General features: G+C 73.3%; 17 protein-coding genes. 4 read left to right on the top strand and 13 right to left on the bottom strand.

Annotation, left to right across the window (positions count from 1 at the left end; genetic code table 11):
* Positions 1–17 precede the first annotated feature (17 nt).
* On the bottom strand, positions 18–875 hold the full coding sequence (locus ABZS51_RS19615; RefSeq protein WP_310715726.1) for a serine hydrolase: 858 nt from the start codon (positions 873–875) through the stop codon (positions 18–20).
* Entirely contained in the window at positions 872–1789 is a 918-nt protein-coding gene (locus ABZS51_RS19610) for a LysR substrate-binding domain-containing protein (RefSeq protein ID WP_355442699.1), read from the bottom strand. Before ABZS51_RS19610 ends, ABZS51_RS19615 begins: the two co-directional genes overlap by 4 nt.
* A gap of 107 nt (positions 1790–1896) precedes the next feature.
* Between ABZS51_RS19610 and ABZS51_RS19605 the strand changes: the two genes are divergently transcribed.
* On the top strand, positions 1897–3486 hold the full coding sequence (locus tag ABZS51_RS19605; protein ID WP_355442696.1) for a penicillin-binding transpeptidase domain-containing protein: 1590 nt from the start codon (positions 1897–1899) through the stop codon (positions 3484–3486).
* Positions 3487–3489: 3 nt separating this feature from the next.
* Here the strand turns inward: ABZS51_RS19605 and ABZS51_RS19600 are convergent, their stop codons facing one another.
* The 11 genes from ABZS51_RS19600 to ABZS51_RS19550 form a co-directional block, all read right to left on the bottom strand.
* Entirely contained in the window at positions 3490–4182 is a 693-nt protein-coding gene (locus ABZS51_RS19600) for a haloacid dehalogenase-like hydrolase (RefSeq protein ID WP_310715731.1), read from the bottom strand.
* Between the two features lie 83 nt (positions 4183–4265).
* Positions 4266–4892: an HAD family hydrolase gene (locus ABZS51_RS19595; protein ID WP_310715733.1), complete on the bottom strand. Its 627-nt coding sequence runs from the start codon at positions 4890–4892 to the stop codon at positions 4266–4268.
* 93 nt (positions 4893–4985) lie between these two features.
* Entirely contained in the window at positions 4986–5435 is a 450-nt protein-coding gene (locus ABZS51_RS19590) for a DUF2690 domain-containing protein (protein WP_355442692.1), read from the bottom strand.
* 99 nt (positions 5436–5534) lie between these two features.
* Positions 5535–6116, bottom strand: coding sequence for a hypothetical protein (locus ABZS51_RS19585; RefSeq protein WP_355442689.1), 582 nt, complete (start codon positions 6114–6116; stop codon positions 5535–5537).
* A 54-nt stretch (positions 6117–6170) separates the two neighbouring features.
* A complete protein-coding gene (locus ABZS51_RS19580) occupies positions 6171–6818 on the bottom strand; it encodes an HAD family phosphatase (RefSeq protein WP_310715739.1) in 648 nt (215 codons plus the stop codon).
* A gap of 235 nt (positions 6819–7053) precedes the next feature.
* Positions 7054–8415 (bottom strand): beta-N-acetylhexosaminidase, encoded by a 1362-nt coding sequence (nagZ, locus tag ABZS51_RS19575; protein ID WP_355442685.1) that lies wholly within the window; start codon positions 8413–8415, stop codon positions 7054–7056.
* A 120-nt stretch (positions 8416–8535) separates the two neighbouring features.
* Positions 8536–10263 (bottom strand): phosphoenolpyruvate--protein phosphotransferase, encoded by a 1728-nt coding sequence (gene ptsP / locus ABZS51_RS19570; RefSeq protein WP_355442682.1) that lies wholly within the window; start codon positions 10261–10263, stop codon positions 8536–8538.
* Positions 10260–10517 (bottom strand): HPr family phosphocarrier protein, encoded by a 258-nt coding sequence (locus ABZS51_RS19565; protein ID WP_310715744.1) that lies wholly within the window; start codon positions 10515–10517, stop codon positions 10260–10262. The genes ptsP and ABZS51_RS19565 overlap by 4 nt, the downstream gene beginning before the upstream one ends.
* A gap of 114 nt (positions 10518–10631) precedes the next feature.
* Positions 10632–11078: a PTS glucose transporter subunit IIA gene (locus ABZS51_RS19560; protein ID WP_355442679.1), complete on the bottom strand. Its 447-nt coding sequence runs from the start codon at positions 11076–11078 to the stop codon at positions 10632–10634.
* Positions 11079–11089: 11 nt separating this feature from the next.
* Positions 11090–11326: a glucose PTS transporter subunit EIIB gene (locus ABZS51_RS19555; protein WP_310715748.1), complete on the bottom strand. Its 237-nt coding sequence runs from the start codon at positions 11324–11326 to the stop codon at positions 11090–11092.
* A 59-nt stretch (positions 11327–11385) separates the two neighbouring features.
* Positions 11386–12420, bottom strand: a complete 1035-nt coding sequence (locus tag ABZS51_RS19550) for an SIS domain-containing protein (RefSeq protein WP_355442676.1) — start codon at positions 12418–12420, stop codon at positions 11386–11388.
* 118 nt (positions 12421–12538) lie between these two features.
* Here ABZS51_RS19550 and ABZS51_RS19545 point away from each other — a divergent pair, with 118 nt between their 5' ends.
* The 3 genes from ABZS51_RS19545 (at position 12539) to ABZS51_RS19535 (ending at position 15541) form a co-directional block, all read left to right on the top strand.
* Complete coding sequence (locus ABZS51_RS19545) at positions 12539–13279, top strand: GntR family transcriptional regulator (RefSeq protein WP_355442673.1); 741 nt, start codon at positions 12539–12541, stop codon at positions 13277–13279.
* Positions 13280–13312: 33 nt separating this feature from the next.
* Positions 13313–14779, top strand: coding sequence for a PTS transporter subunit EIIC (locus ABZS51_RS19540; protein ID WP_355442669.1), 1467 nt, complete (start codon positions 13313–13315; stop codon positions 14777–14779).
* Positions 14780–15100: 321 nt separating this feature from the next.
* Positions 15101–15541, top strand: coding sequence for an Rv3235 family protein (locus ABZS51_RS19535; RefSeq protein WP_355442666.1), 441 nt, complete (start codon positions 15101–15103; stop codon positions 15539–15541).
* Positions 15542–15591: the final 50 nt, after the last annotated feature.

Genomic DNA, 15591 nt, shown 5'->3' with positions numbered 1-15591 from the left:
ATCCGCCACACAACTAGCTAGCGCCTCAGGTGGTCCACCGCCATACGCGCGGCCGTGCCGATCACGGCGTCGGCGCGCGGCTGGTTGACCGCGGGGCTGAAGGACCGGGTGAACACCGCCACCGCGTACCGGCCGCCGTCGGGGTACTCGACCACGCCCGCCTCGCTGCGCAGCGTCGGCAGCGTGCCGGTCTTGCCGCTGACGTCCACGTCGTCGTACGGGAAGCCGGAGGCCAGCCGGTGCGGCCACACCTGCTTGTTCAGCACGGCCCGCATCCAGGCGCAGGAGGAGGGGGAGGCGGCCTCGTCCCGCCAGATGAGCCCGAACAGCGTGGCCATCTCGCGCGGCGTGCTGCGGTTGGTGCGCCGCGGGTCGAGCACGCGCAGCCGGTCGATCTCCTCCAGGTCGAGGTACGGCCAGTTGTGGCCGGCGTCCTCGGCCATGCTCGCGTAGAGGTCGGCCGCCTTCTGCCGGACCCGGGTGCCCGTCAGCCCGAACCCGGCCAGCATGGCGTTGATCGCCTCGAACCCCACCTGCTCCGACAGCACGTCCGCGGCGGTGTTGTCGCTGACCGCGATCATCAGGTAGGCGAGGTCCCGCAGCGACATCGTGACGTCGTCCAGCATGGCCGACAGCCCCGTGGGCCCGAAGACCCGCTCGCCCGCCCGCACGGTCACCGGCGCGGCCGGGTCGAGCAGCCCGGCGTCGGCCTGCCGGCAGAAGGCGACCAGCAGCGGCACCTTGAACACCGACGCCGTCGGCACCGGGTCGTCGGAGCCGTGCCCCACCTGCCTGCCGGTGTCGATGTCGGTCGCGTGCAGCCAGCCGGTGACGCCCGCCGCGCGGAACACGCCGCCGAAGTCCGGCCCGCTCATGCCAGCACTCCCGGCCGCCGGCTGACCCGCCGCACGGGCGCCGCGCCCTCGTCCACCATCCCGGCGCGCTCCTTCAGGGTTCGTACGGCCATCGCGGAGAACGCGGCGACCGCTTCGCTCTCGGCCCGCCAGGCTGTGGAGACCCGACCGGCGATCGGCGAGCCTAGCAGCGGGCGCCAGGCCAGCCCCGGCAGCTCCGCCCGCGGCCCGAACGCGACGGCCGCGCCGGCGAGCACCAGGCCCAGCCCGGCGCCCTCGTGGACCTGCGGCGGCACGTACCCCTGGCGGCGGCATTCGGCCAGCACCTCCGCGTGGACGCCCGGCTCGCCCTCGCGGGGCGGCATCAGCAGCTCGCGGCCGGCCAGGTCGGCCAGGTGCAGCTCGCCGCCCCGGGCCAGCTGGTCCTCCTCGGCCAGCAGCACGCCCTGCGGCTGCACCAGGGCCGGGCCGAACAGCAGGCCGGGCGCGGTGACGGGGTGGCGCACGATGCCGACGTCGATGGCGCCCTCGGCCAGCGCGGCGACCTGCTCGGCCGTCCAGATCTCGGCGGGCGCGAGCCGTATCCCGGGGTGGCTCTCCCGGAAGCCGGCGACGAGCCCGGCGATCACGGCGGGCGCGAGGTCGGGCGGGACGCCGACGCGCAGCACGGCGCCCTGGCCGTGGCGGGCCAGCTCACGCAGCCGGTCGACCCGGGCGACGATCTCGCGGGCCTCGCCGAGCAGCAGCCGGCCGGGCTCGGTGAGCCGGACCTGCCGGGCGGAGCGGTCGAACAGCCGCACGCCGAGCTCCTCCTCCAGGCGCTTGATCCGCTGGCTGAGCGGCGGCTGTGCCATGCCGAGCCGGATCGCGGCATTGCCGAAGTGGAGTTCCTCCGCCACCACGATGAAGTAGCGAAGGTGCCGGACGAGGTCCATGAGCAGCAACTATATCTGAACTCATATCACTTCTTCGCCCATATCAGTATTGGACAGGGCGCAGGTCATTCTGGTCTTCTCACCTCATGGCACCACCAACGGGGACAATGTACGCCCATCTCAGGGAGGAGAGCCCACGGCCGCGCAGGCGGCGCAGGTGGCCGTGGATCACCGCGGCACTTCTCGTCCCGGCGCTCGCGGCCGGCGGCACGCTCTGGGCGCTACGCACCGAGGGCTCGCCGGAGCAGACCGCCGACGCCTACCTGAACGCGTGGTCGGCACAGGACTACGCGGCGATGCGCCGCCTCGTCGCCGACCCGCCCGCCGACTTCGAGGACTGGCACCGGCGGTTCCTCACCGATCTCCAGGCGGAGCGCGCCTCCTTTCACCGCGACATACCGAACGGGGTCTTCGCCCAGAGCGTGGGGGACGACGGGACCGTGTCCTTCGACGCCGGGCTCCAAGGAGTGAAGGACTGGGACTACGACGGTGAGCTCAAGCTCGTCGAGCGCGGCGGCACGTGGAAGATCGCCTGGAGCCCGGCCACCATCCACCGCCTGCTCAGGAAGGGCAGGTCGCTGCGGACGATCACCCGGCCGGGCGAGCCGGCGCACGTCCTCGCCGCCGGCGGCGAGCGCATCGACACCCCCGGCACGCCCGGCTCCGTGCAGCAGCTCGTCGAGGGCCTCAAGCAGACGTACCCCGACTGGTTCGCCCCCTACAAGGAGAGCACGATCGAGCTCTACGAGGGTGAGCAGCCGGTCGAGACCCTCGTCAAGGCCACGGGGAAGGAGTCGCTGAAGACCACGATCGACCTCAAGGTGCACCGGGCGGGCGCCCGGGCGCTGGAGGGCGTGGACAAGCCGGCCTCGCTGGTCGCGCTGCGGCCCTCCACCGGCGAGATCCTCGCCGTGGTCAACAAGCCCGGCGGCTTCAACCGGGCGCTGCTCGGCAAGTACCCGCCCGGGTCCACGTTCAAGGTCGTCACCGCCTCCGCGCTGGTCGCGGACGGCGCGAAGGCCGACGCGCAGGTGAACTGCCCCGCCGAGCAGAACATCGGCGGCTTCCCCTTCCACAACGCCGGCTTCAAGGACTACGGCACGCTGCCCTTCCGCGGCGCCTTCGCCCACTCGTGCAACACCACCTTCGGCGCGATGACGGTGGACCGGCTCGGCGCCGACCGGCTCGCCAAGGTGGCCGCCGACTTCGGGTTCGGCGCGGCGATCACGCCGGGCGTGCCGGCCGTGAAGGCGGAGTTCCCGGCGCCGAAGGACGACACGGACCTCGCCTCCGCCGCCATCGGGCAGGGCCGGGTGCTGGCCAGCCCGCTCAACATGGCCTCCGTCGCCGCGGCCGTCGCCGCCGGCGCCTGGTGGCCGCCCCGGCTGGTCCCGGAGGAACGGATGCCGGACCACACGCTCCGGCCCCGTCCTCTGGAGCAGAACGTCGTGCGGGCGCTGCGCGACCTCATGCCGGCCGTCGTGACCGACGGCACGGCGCACGACGTCAGCTTCCCGAAGGGCACGGCCGGCAAGACCGGCACGGCGGAGTACGGCTCGGGCAAGGAGCCGCCCGCGCACTCGTGGTTCGTCGGCTACCGCGGCGACCTGGCGTTCGCGGTGATCGTGGAGGGCGCCGGAGCCGGGTCGGCCGTCGCCGCCCCGGTCGCGGCCCGCTTCCTCAAGGCGCTCGCCTGAGCGTCACGCCGGGGTGGTGAGGCGGGCGACGGCGGCCACCACCTCGGCGGCGTCGGACAGGTCGGGCAGCACGATGTCGGCCCCGGCCTCGCGCAGCTCGGCCGTGGTCGAGCGGCCCGAGGCCACCGCGATCATCGCCGCGCCGCCGATCCGGGCGGCCTGGACGTCGCGCGCCGAGTCGCCGATGACCACCGTGTTGGCGGCCGTGAACGGCGTGCCGAGCCGCTGCCTGGCCCGCCCCTGCGCGACCTGGAGCAGCGTCGCCTTCGGGTAGGCCTCCTCGCCGTAGCCGCCGAGGTCGAAGTCGATGTGCTTGTCCAGGCCGAACGCCTTCAGCTTCAGGACGGCATTGCCCTTGATCGTGCCGGTCAGCACGGACTGGACCACGCCGTCGAGCCGGGCCACGGCCTTGAGCGCGTCCTTGGCCCCGGGCATCGCCCGGCCCTCCTTCGGCAGCCGGCCGCGCCGGTCGGCGAAGGCCGAGGCCAGCGCCGCGAGGAACTTGGGCAGGTGGGCGTCCTCGGCCACGACGCCGTTGACGGCCAGGGTCTCGAAGACGATCTCGGAGTCGGGGCGGCCCAGCGCCGGGGCGAGCTTGACGAGCGGGCGGCCGGTCACGGCGCGGAACGCCTCGGCGTAGGCGTCACGGGTGACGATGGCGACGTCGACCAGGGTCAGGTCGATGTTCCAGAGCACTAGGCGGTTGATGGCGGCCTCCTGGGGGGACCCTGCAAGGGTACGGCCGGGGGAACCGGCGTGGCTCCCGAACCCGGCGGCCGTCAGATGTGGTCGAGGGCCTGGGCCAGGGTGTCGACGACCGGCAGGCCCGTGGCCTCCAGGTCCGCCCGCGAGGTCATGCCGCCCGTGTAGAGGACGGCCCGCGCCCCCACGTGGCGGGCGGCGATGCCGTCGTCGACGCTGTCGCCGATCACCAGCACCTGGCCGGGCTCGACGTCGAGCGCCTCGATGTGGGCCGCCATGTGCTCGGCCTTCTCGCCGCCGGTGACCCCGACCAGCCCGTCCACCCGGGTGAAGTGACCGGTGATGCCGAACGACTCGACGATCGGCACCAGGTGGGAGTGGGGGGCCATCGAGCACAGCGACTGCGTGCCCGTCCAGCTCGCCAGCGTGGCCAGCGCGCCCTCGGCCAGGCCGCAGGCCACGCTCAGCCGGAAGTAGTGCTCGTGGAAACCGGTGTCGAGCGTCTCCCACTCGCCCTCGGTCAGCGGGCGGCCCAGCAGCCGCTCGTAGGCCAGCCAGATGGGCCGGGTGTAGACGGCGCGGAAGCCGTCAGCGGTGAGAGGGGGCAGCTGGTAGGAGCTGAAGACCTCGTTGGTCGCTCCGACGACGGCGTCGATGTCGTGGAAGAGCGTGCCGTTCCAGTCCCAGATGATGTGCTTCGTCATGGCCGTTCCAGACTAGCTGCCGGCGGTGACATCCCGGTGGACGGACGGGCCGCGGCCCCCTGGACCGCGGCTGCGCCCGTCGGGGACGGGCCGCTACTTGCAGGCCTGGCCGGTGCCCCCGGAACCGCGCTGGCCGCCCTGGCCGCTGCCCCACTTCACGCTGGCGCTGCCCCAGGCGCAGATGTTGTTGCCGTTCACCATGTTGCCCCAGTGGCGGCCGCCGTTGCCCTTCTTGAACTGGAAGGTGTCCACCGTGCCCCTGGCGTTCTGGACGGTGATCGAGCCGTAGCCGGCGGTGATCGTGCTGATCTCGACCCAGTTGGTCTTGCACCGGTACGAGTACTTGAGCATGACGGTGCCGATCTTGCCGTCGAGCTGGCTGTTGATCTTCCCGGTGCGGACGGTGCGGGCGGAGTTGCCGCACCCGGTCTGGTAGGGGTCCTTGTGGTCGTACCCGCGGGCGGAGGCCGCCTGGGCGGGGGACGTCACGATGAGGGCCGTGGCCAGCGCGCCGACCGCGGTCACCACTGCTCGAAGCTTCACAGGAACAGACTCCTTCTGTCAGGGACAAGTCCAGCCTGTGATCTTAGCCAGTCCGATCAAGAAAGGGTCAAGGCACTTTACCCGGTATTTAACATGTCCCTAATGATCTTCTCGGAGCAGGTGCGGGATCTCCTGCGTGGCGTACCACATGAGCTCGTGCGCCTCGGCGCCGTCCACGGTGAAGCGGGCGTCGTCGTCGCCCGCGTCGGAGGCGGGCAGCGCTTCGATGGCCGCCCCGATGTCGGGCACGGCGTACAGGTCGTCCACGTGCACCGCGGCGACCTTGGACATCGGCACCGGGCGCGTCAGCCGCACCGTGGCCCGCTCCTCCAGGTCGGCGCCGGCCTTCAGCGTGTCGTCGGGCACCTCGGCGGCCACCACCACCCGCCGCGGCGCCCACGCGTGGCCGTCCTCGTCCTTCTCGGGCCGCGGCTCGTCGCCTGCCGGCGGCTCGTCCCCGGGCTTCACGGGCTCGGCGGGGCGGTCCGCGGCCAGCAGCCTCAGGGAGGCGCGGGCGGCCTCGGTGAGCGCGACGTACTCGAGCTCCTCGGTGTCGCCCGAGGCGTACCACTCGGTCAGCGCGGGCGTCACCGCGTAACCGGTCAGCGGGGCCGGGCCCAGCTCGCCCGCCTCCACCGCGCGGGCGAGGGCGGGCAGCGTGCACGGCAGGTAGACGCGCATCAGGAACCTTTCAGAGCGTGCGGAGGCACCGGTCGGCAGGGTGCGAGGGCACCATCATGCCGGTCGGAGGGGGATCTGGAGGAGCGACTCGAGGGACGCGATGGTCGTCTCGGGGTCGCGGTGGTGGATGCCGTGGATGCCGAGGGCGCGGGCCGCGGCGATGTTGGCCTCGATGTCGTCGATGAACACGCACGACTCGCCCGGCAGCGCCAGCAGGTCGAGGGCGTGCCGGAAGATGCGGGGCTCCGGCTTGCGCATGCCGACCTCGCCGGAGATCACGACCGCGTCGAAGATCTCGTCCCAGTCGTCGCGCGGGTAGGTGTTGGACCACGAGTTGGACAGCAGGCACGTGCGCAGCCCGTGCCGCTTGACCGCCCGCAGCATGTCGTACATGGCCTCGGCGCGCTCGAAGCCGACGAACATCCGCTCCAGCAGGCCCTCCGCCTCCGGCGGCACCCCGTCGAGGGTCAGCAGCCGGGCGGCCAGGTCACGCTCGAAGACGGAGCCGTCCAGCTCGCCACGCTCCAGCGCGTGGACGACCGTCTCCTCCTCCGCGTCGCCGTACGCCTGGTGCACCATCTCGCTCATGACCGCGTGATAGTGGGCGTGGTCGATGCGGTCGGCCGCGATCCACTTCGCGATGGAGTCGGACATGCTGGTGGTCAGCACCCCGCCCCAGTCGATCAGAACACCCGCTACCACACCGCCTCCTCGGACCGCTCCCGCTCCTGCTCCGCTCCAAGCGTAGAGCGTCGCACGTGTGGCGATGATGGGCACTATTCCCGGATAAAGGATCACCGGATTACCTGGTTGAATCCTTCCAGGGGGTCGGCGAGCCGGCCGTGGCCATGACGATCGTGATGACCGCCTGTTCACCCTCCTGGCCGCGATCTTCGTCGCGAACGGCCTGCACGGCGAGCACTGATCCCAGGGACGGTCACCCGCCCTCGCGGGCGACACGGGCGGCCAGGCGGCGGTGCTCGGCCGAGCGCAGCACGCCGGCCGCCTCGGCCGCCGAGGCCCGCGGCGCCGCGGGCAGGAAGCCACGGGCCTGCCGCAGGGTCAGCAGCCGCGTCACGGACTGGTCGAGCCGGGCGCGGCTGATCCGTCCCGACTTCACGGCGGACAGCACCGCGTCGTACGCCTTGGGCAGGTCGTTGGGCATGAGCAGCAGGTCGGCGCCGGCCAGCACGGCGCGCACGGCCACCTCGCCGTCGCCGTACTTCTTGCGCACGCCCTCCATGTTGAGCGCGTCGGTGGAGATCACGCCCTTGAAGCCGAGCTTCTCCCGCAGCAGCCCGGTCAGGATGGGCTTGGACAGCGTCGCGGGGTCGCCCGACGGGTCGAGCTTCGGGAACACGATGTGCGCGCTCATCACCGCGTCCACCCCGGCCGCGATGGCCGCCCTGAACGGCGGCGCGTCGATCCGCTCCCACTGCGCGCGCGTGTGCTTGATCACCGGGAGCCCGGTGTGGCTGTCGACGTCGGTGTCGCCGTGGCCGGGGAAGTGCTTGGCGGTGGCGGCCACCCCGGCGTCGCCGAAGCCCTTGACCGCGGCCGAGACCATCGTGGCGACCTTCGCCGGCTCGTCGCCGTAGGCCCGCCGGCCGATGACGGGGTTGTCCGGGTTGACGTTGACGTCCGCGACGGGGGCGAAGTCCAGGTTGACGCCGACGGCGCGCAGTTCCTCGCCGGTCGCCTCGGCGACGGCCCGCGCCCGCGCCGGGTTCCGGGTGGCGCCCACGGTGGAGGCGCCCGGGAACGTCGTCATCAGCGCGCCCATCCGGGACACCAGGCCGTTCTCCTGGTCGGTGCCGATGATCAGCGGCACGCGCGGGGACGCGGCCTGCAGGCCGTTGGTGAGGGCGACGACCTGCGAGACGCTCTTGATGTTGGCGGGGAAGAGGATGACACCGCCGAGGTGGTACCTGGCGATGACCTTGGCCGGGGTCTGGGCGCCGTACCTGGCCTGGTTCTCGCCGGACACCGTGCCGGCGGCCGTGCCGTACAGGACGGGCATGAAGAGCTGGCCGACCTTCTCCTCCGCGCTCATCCGGGCCAGCACCCGGCGCACGTCGCCGCTCGCGGCGGGGACACGGCTCGGCGCGGAGGCCCGGGACGTGCTCGCCGGGGTGTCCTCACCGGCCGGGGCGGTGCCCGTGGGGGAGGCCGTGGAGGAGGTGGGCGCGGCGGGTGGGGCGGCGGCGCGGGTGCCCGGTGTCGCCCCCGCCGTGCCGCCTCCCCCGCACGCCGTCAACGCGAACACGAGCAGCCCTGCCATGCCGATCCGTCCAGACATGCCTCCAACCGTATCCACGCCACGGCCCCCTCGGCGCCGCGCGCGGCTACCGGCAGCCCACGGCGGACGGGCCAGGCGCGCCACCGCGAGTCACAAGCCGCAGGTCACGAGGCCGTCCGGTCACAGGCCGAGGGCGGTGAGGGCCGGGAGCTCGGCGCGGGCGGCGGTGCGGGCCTGAGCCGGGCTCATGGCCGCGCGGGCCGCCTCGGCCGCCCGCCGGCACTGGTCCAGCGTGTGCTCCCCCAGCCCCGCCCGCACGGCCGGCAGCGCGGCCGCCCCCATGGACAGCGACGTGACCCCGAGCCCCACCAGCACACAGGCCAGGGCCGGATCGGCCGCCGCCTCCCCGCAGACACCGCACGGCCGTCCCGCCCCCGACGCGCCGGCGGCGGTCAGGTGGACGAGGTCGAGCAGCGCGGGCTGCCACGGGTCCTGGAGGTCGCCCAGCGTGCCGAGCTCCCGGTCCGCGGCGAACGCGTACTGCGCGAGGTCGTTGGTGCCGATCGACAGGAAGTCCACCTCGGCGGCCAGGCTCGCGGCCCGCAGCGCCGCCGCCGGCACCTCGATCATCACTCCCGCCCGGGGCAGCCCCCTGGCCCGGCACGCCTCCGCGAACCACGCGGCCTCCTCGGCCGTGGCCACCATGGGCGCCATGACCTGGAGCTCGGCCGTCTCGGAGGCGGCGGCCCTGGCGAGCGCCCCGAGCTGGACGTCCAGGACGTCCCCGAACCTGCGCAGCAGCCGCAGGCCGCGCTCCCCCAGCGCCGGGTTCGGCTCCTCGGCGGGAGGCGGCAGGAAGGCCAGCGGCTTGTCGGCGCCGGCGTCGAGCGTGCGGGCCACCACCGTGCGGCCGGGGAAGGCCGCCAGCGCCGCCCGGTAGGCCCGCTCCTGCTCCTCGGCCGGCGGCGCCTGCCTCCTGCCCAGGAAGAGGAACTCGGTCCGGTAGAGACCCACGCCCTCCGCCCCGTGGTGCAGGGCGGCGTCCAGGTCGCCGGGGCCGCCGATGTTGGCGAGCAGCGGCACGGGGTGGCCGTCACGGGTCCGGCCGGCCTCGCCCGCCCGCTCCACGGCCGCCCGGCGGGCCCGGGCGGCGCCCGCGACCCTGGCCAGCTCCTCACCGGTCGGGTCGGGCCGTACCTCGCCGGAGGTCCCGTCGACCAGGACGGTCGTGCCGGGCGGGATGGCGGTCGCGCCGGCGCAGCCGACGACGGCGGGCACGCCCATCGCGCGGGCGAGGATCGCGGTGTGGCTGGTCGGCCCGCCCTTCTCCGTGACGAACGCGGCGACGACGGCTCTCGACAGCAGCGCGGTGTCGGCGGGGGCGAGGTCGCGCGCGATCAGCACGTACGGCCGGGGCGCTCCGCCGGGCTCGGCGGGCGGGGCCGGCTCGCTGGGCAGGCCCGGCAGCGGGTGGCCGGTGAGCAGGGCGATCGCGCGGTCGCGGACGTCGTCGAGGTCCGCCACCCGCTCTCCCAGGTAGCCCCCGGCGCCCGCCAGCGCCGCCCGGTACTTCGCGAAGGCGGAGAAGATCGCCCGCGGCGCGGCGACCCCCTCGTCGACGAGCGCCTCCACCCCCACGGCCAGCCCGGGATCGGCGGCCATGAGCGCCTGCGCCCGCAGGATGTCGGCGCCCTCGCGCCCCGGGGCGTCGGGGTCGGCCTCCAGCCGGTCCGCCCGCGACTCCAGCTCGCCCGCCACCTGGTGGAGGGCAGCCAGGGCGCGCTCCTTCTCGGCGTCCGCGTCGCCCGCGTGGGCGGAGTCCTCGGGGGGTTCCGGGACGGACGCCGTCAGGATGTACGCGGGTCCGTGTCCGGCGCCCGGGCTCACTCCCGCCCCCGCCAGGCTCATGGCGATCCGGCGATCTTCGCGAGCTCGTCGAGGACGGCGTCGGCGCCGTCGCCCTCGGCCTTGATCACGACCGTCTCGTCCTGCTGCACGTCCAGCGCGAGGATCTGCAGGATGCTCTTGGCGTTGACCGGGTCGCGGCCCGGCTTGGCGATCGAGACGTCCATGGGCGCCTTGACCGCCGCCCGCACGAACGTGGCCGCCGGGCGGGCGTGCAGTCCCACCTCCGCCACCACGGTGACCTTGCGTTCAGGCATGAAAAACTCCTTCTTCCTGTGCCGGTCCAGACCGTGCTGGACCTCCTACCATCATCGATGCCGGAAAAGGCGCGAAGCCACGCGGGTCATCACCGCCCGGCCAGACCAGACGGGTCAGAGCCAACGGAACAACTCCTCCCCTACCCGGACGGTTCCCGCCGCGACGCCGCTGATCGAGCCGGCGTCCGCGTCGAGGGCGACGACCGGGCAGACCGGCGACCGCCCGCCCGCCTCGATCGCGGCCGGGTCCCAGGCCACGACGGGCTGCCCGGCGCTGACCCGGTCGCCCTCCGCCGCGAGGAGCTCGAACCCCTCGCCCTTGAGCTGCACCGTGTCGATGCCGAGATGTACCAGCACGCCTCTGCCGTCGTCGCCGACGATCACGTAGGCATGCGGGTGCAGTTTCATGATTCTCCCCGATATGGGGGCCACGGCCTTCCCGGGCTCCCTCAGCGGGTCGATCGCCGCTCCGGGACCCACCATCCCAGCGGAGAACACCGGATCGGGGACGGCCGCCAACTCCACCGCCGACCCCTGGACAGGGGCGAGAACAGTCGTCATGGTCTCGCCCTCTAGCCGATGAGGTCCTCGATGTCGCTGGCGATCGTGTCGGCCTCCGGGCCGACGACGACCTGGACCACGTTGCCGGCCGCCATCACGGCGTGGGCGCCCGCCGCCTTGAGGGCGGCTCGGTCGACCTTGGACGCGTCGCGCACCTCGGTCCGCAGCCGGGTGATGCAGGGCTCGATGTCGATGATGTTCCCGGCACCGCCGAGCCCGGCGATGATCGCGCTCGCATCCGCCGCCATCCGTCCTCCTCCTTACCGTCCGACCAAGGCTAGACGACCGTCCGTGACCGCCGTCCCGCTCAGTCGGTCTGCGTCACCTTGTTGAGGCCGCGGGGGGCGTCGGGGTCGACGCCGAGCCGGCGGGCCAGGGCCTCGGTCAGGAGCTGACCGGGGACGATCAGCCCCATCGGCGCGACCCACTCCGGCAGGTCCGGGCCGTTGAGCGAGGCGGTTCCGGCCGCGGCGAGCGCAGGGCCGCCGCCGATCGTGAACGCGGGCGCGCCGGCCGCGACGACCCGCTCGGCCAGGGCGACGGTCCCGGCCAGCGTGGGGCTGTTCTCCGCGGCGAGGAGCAGCGCGGGGGTCTCGGCGTCCACGACCGCGATCGGGCCGTGCAGCAGGTCGGCGTACGACAGGCCCATGGCGTGCAGGTAGCACGCCTCCTTGAGCTTGAGCGCGGTCTCCAGGGCGGTGGAGAAGGCCAGGCCGCGGGCCGAGACCACCGCGCCGTGCTTGTCGGCCAGGCCCTCGACGACGGCGTCCAGGTCGCCCGGCGCGTCGATGAGCCCCTCGACGGCGTCCGGCACCCGCTGGAGGTCCTTCTCGTCCACCTCGGCGCCGAGGCCGAGCGCGAGCACGGCCAGCGCGGCGAGCTGCGTGGTGTAGGTCTTCGTGGCCGGGACGGCCTTCTCCTCCCCGGCGAGCGTGCACAACGCCAGGTCGGCCGCCTGCGCGAGCGGGCTGTCCGGACCGCCGTTGGTGATGCCGACGGTCTTCGCGCCGCAGTCGCTCGCCCAGGCCAGCGTCTCCACGATCTCCTCCGTACGGCCGGACTGGGAGATCGCCACGGCCAGCACGCCGTCCAGGTCCAGCCTGCGGCGGTACGTCGTCGCGATGGACGGCGCGGCGAGCGCGGCCAGCCTCCCCGCGCGCGACTCGATGAGGTAGCGGCCGTAGACTGCGGCGTTGTCCGACGTGCCGCGGGCGATGAACAGCAGCTGGCGGGTCCGCTCACCCAGCGCCCGCACCTCGCCGACCCGGGGGAGCAGGGAGTCGAGCGTGGCCCTCAGCGCCGCGGGTTGCTCGGCGATCTCGCTGCGCATCTTGCTGGTCATCTCACGCTCGCAATCGTTACCGTTCGGACTTGACCCTGTTTTGCGACATGTGGTCTAGTCCGGACTAGACCAGTACGAACCATAGCCCATTGCCCAGGTCAGATCGAGGGGAGGATCCGTGGCCCACATCGATCCGGACAGCCCGGTGCCCAAGTACTTCCAGCTGCGCGAGATCCTGCTGGACCTCATCGACAGCGACGAGCTGAGCATCGGCGCGGCCATCCCGTCCGAGCGGGAGCTCTGCCAGCGCTTCGGCCTGTCCCGCATGACCGTCCGGCAGGCGGTGGACCACCTGGTGTCCGAGGGGCGGCTGCACCGCGTGCCCGGCAAGGGCACGTTCGTCGCCCGCCCCAAGATCGAGCTGGCCCTCCAGCTCACCTCGTTCAGCGACGACATGCGCGCCCGCGGCATGGAGCCCGGCTCGCGCGACCTCGACCGGCGGATCGTGCGCGCCAGCGCCCACCTGGCCAAGGAGCTGGGCATCCAGCCGGGCGAGGAGGTCCACTTCATCGAGCGCCTGCGCACCGCCGACGGCGAGCCGCTGTCCATCGAGCGCGCGCACATCCCCGTCCGCCTCGCCCCCGGCCTCGGCGAGCTGGACCTGTCCGGCAAGTCGCTGTACGAGCTCCTGGAGAGCCGCTACGGCCTCGTCATGGACGCGGGCGAGCTGACCATCGACGGGGGCATCGCCGACCCGAGCGACGCCGACCTGCTCAAGCTGCCGCGCGGCGGCGCCGTGCTCCTGCTCCAGCGCAGGTCCTTCGCCGGCGGCGTCTGCGCCGAGCTGGGCGTCTCGACCTACCGCGCCGACCGCTACCAGTTGCGTACCATCCTGGAAATGCCCGCCAGACGGGGCTGAGGGCCCGGCTCCCACCCTCAGGAGGAACGCCCGGTGAACGAGACCACCGCCCGGCCTTCGCCGCCCGCCCGCGCCCTGAGCGCCCTCCGGCCGCGGTTCGCGCGGGTCATGACCGTACTCCAGCGGCTGGGCCGCTCCCTCATGCTGCCCATCGCCGCCCTGCCGGCCGCCGCGCTGCTCATGCGCTTCGGGCAGTCCGACATGCTGGGCTCCAACGGCCCCGCCCCCGGCGGCCTGGCCGACGTGGCCGGGTTCGCGTGGATGGCGCAGATCGCCCAGGTGCTGGAGGCGGCCGGCGACGCCCTGTTCAAGAACCTGCCGCTGCTGTTCGCCGTGGGCGTGGCCATCGGCTTCGCGCGCAAGTCCGACGGGACGACCGCGCTGGCCGCCGTCGTCGGCTACCTGGTGTTCGACCGGGTGTCCAAGGTGATGTTCCTCGGCTCGTCCATCCGCGACACCGTGCTGCTGCGCAAGGTCGAGGACGGCGGGATCAAGGAGGTCGTCGACTACGGGCTGCAGAACCCCACCCAGGTGCTCGGCGGCATCATGATGGGGCTCGTCACCGCCGTGCTGTGGCAGCGCTTCCACCGCATCAAGCTGCCGTCCTGGCTGGCGTTCTTCGGCGGGCGGCGCTTCGTGCCCATCGTCACGGCCATCGCGGCGCTGCTGCTCGGCGTGGTCATCGGCTGGATCTGGCCGTTCCTCGGACAGTGGATCAGCGACGCCGGCCAGGCCCTCACCACGCTGGGACCGCTCGGGACCGGCATCTACGGGCTGATCAACCGGCTGCTCATCCCGCTGGGGCTGCACCACTTCGTCAACTCGATCGTGTGGCACGTGGTGCCGCAGTGCGAGGTGGGCGGGCGGGTCCTCGGGGGTGACTGGAACTGCTACTTCGGCGGGGCCGAGCACTCCGGGCAGTTCATGGCCGGCTTCTTCCCCATCATGATGTTCGCGCTGCCGGCCGCCGCGCTGGCCATGTGGCGGGCCGCGCCGCCGCACCGGCGCCGGGCCGTGGGCGGCATCATGCTGTCGGCCGCGCTCGCGTCCCTGGTCACGGGCATCACCGAGCCGATCGAGTTCGCGTTCATCTTCGTGGCGCCGCTGCTGTTCGTCGTGCACGCCGTGCTGACGGGCGTGGCGGTGGCGGTGACGACGCTGGCCGGGGGGCAGCTCGGGTTCGGCTTCTCGGCCGGGCTCCTCGACATGCTGCTCAACGCCAGCAAGTCCAACACCCGCAACCTGCCGGCGATCCTGGCGATCGGGGTGGTGTACGGGGTGGTGTACTACGTGGTGTTCAGCTTCCTCATCCGCCGGCTGAACATCATGACGCCGGGCCGGGAGCCCGAGCCTGACGTGGACTCCGGCGAGCCCCGCACCCCTCCGGAGGCCCCCGCCCCTCCGGAGGCCCCCGCCCCTCCGGAGGCCCCCGCCCCTGCGGAACCGGCCACGGAGGGACCGCCGAAGACGGCGCCGCCGGAGACGCGCCCCCTCTCCTAGGACCGTTTCGCTAGCCGCCGTTTCGCCCGGGCCCTTCCCGCCGGCGACCCTTTCGCCGGCGTCCCCTTCACCGGCGTCCTTTTCGCTGGGGCCGTATCGCTGCTCGACGGCGGTCCGGAACGCTTCCGGACGGCCGGATCCACGTCGCCGGCGACCGGAACGCCGCGCGGGACGGCCGGACACCACTCCAACTCCCGGTGATCTTCTCCGCCAACTCCCCCGAACCACCGCCCCCATCCGAGAAGTTGGCGGCCGAGGTATCCGGGGGCCGGGCCGAAAACTCCTTGTAGCGATCGTCTCCCCCGCGATTCTGGAGGGCCCATGCCATCCCTTCCCCGCACGCGCGCCGCGCGCCTCACCCCGGTCCCCGCCCGCCGCCCCGAAGCGGAGCCGCCCGCGGTGGCGGGGTCACTCGCCCTGGACTCGTTGCCGCTGGTGTGGGGTCCGCCGGGTGCCCCGCCGGACGAGCGAAGCCTGCGCCTGCTCGGTCAGGCGGTGGCCGAGGTCCTCGCCGGACGCCGCCCGCCCGAGTCGGTCGCGGACCGGCTCACCGACCACGCGTACCGGGGACTGGTCCGGGCGGGCCGCATGCTGGACACGCGCCGCCCGCCGTTCGCCGCCGTGCCCCACGTGACGGAGCCCGCGGACGAGGTGGTGGAGATGTGCGTGCTGCTGCACTGCGGCGAACGCAGCCACGTCCTGGCCATGCGCCTGGAACGACGCGGCGTCCAGTGGCTCGTCACGGACCTCGAAACCGCCTGACCCGGAAGGACGACGCCTCACCCCCGGAAGCCGAGCGGCCCCGCTCCCCT

Source organism: Nonomuraea sp. NPDC005501 (assembly GCF_040605905.1).
GTDB lineage: Bacteria > Actinomycetota > Actinomycetes > Streptosporangiales > Streptosporangiaceae > Nonomuraea.
The sequence above is the reverse complement of the archived record's forward strand: the minus strand, read 5'-3'. Positions and strand labels throughout refer to the sequence as shown.